The sequence below is a fragment of the Rhizobium sp. BR 317 genome, from assembly GCF_047445835.1.
In the GTDB taxonomy this organism is placed as follows: domain Bacteria; phylum Pseudomonadota; class Alphaproteobacteria; order Rhizobiales; family Rhizobiaceae; genus Rhizobium; species Rhizobium paranaense.
This window is the reverse complement of the sequence record NZ_JARWLB010000210.1, coordinates 1-596: the sequence shown is the minus strand read 5'-3', so window position 1 is coordinate 596 and position 596 is coordinate 1. Positions and strand designations below refer to the sequence as shown.

Here is a 596-nt window from a genome sequence, read left to right as displayed (position 1 = left end):
AGCCCGCGTTCGGCGAGGGCCGCATGCCCGAGCAGGCGTTGKAGCGAGAACATCTCGCCRAGCGTATTGGTGATCGGCGTGCCGGAYGCCAGMACCAAMGCSCGRCCMGGGTTYTTSGTCTCGATGAAGCGAGACTTGACGTAGAGGTCCCAGGCACGCTGCGATCCGTTCGGATCGATGCCYTTCAASGTCGACATGTTGGTGGCRAAGGARAGYTTKCKGAAYTCCTGCGCCTCRTCGACGAYGATCTGRTCGACGCCGATYTCMGAGATSGTCAGYAGGTCGTCCTTGCGGGTGGACARCSCYTCCAGTCGTTCCTTCAAGCCTTCCTTGAGCCGCTCGAGCCTCTTGCGCGACACGCGATCCTCACTGTCGACCTTGGTCAGCAGATCCTCGTAGAGCTCGAGCTCATCCTGGATCATCTGTTGCTCGAAACTCGACGGCACGGCTATKAACCGGAATGCCGAATGCGTGATGATAATCGCGTCCCACGTGGCGGTCGCCGCGCGTGACAGGAACCGAGCGCGTTTGTCCTTCGAAAAATTCGTCTCGTCGGCAACGAGAATGCGGGCGTTTGGATAAAGCGCCAGGAACTC

At 59.6% G+C, this 596-nt stretch carries 1 pseudogene; it reads right to left on the bottom strand.

The features are described from left to right. A pseudogene (locus tag QD357_RS32845) lies at positions 1–596 on the bottom strand (lactate dehydrogenase); the annotation flags it as partial.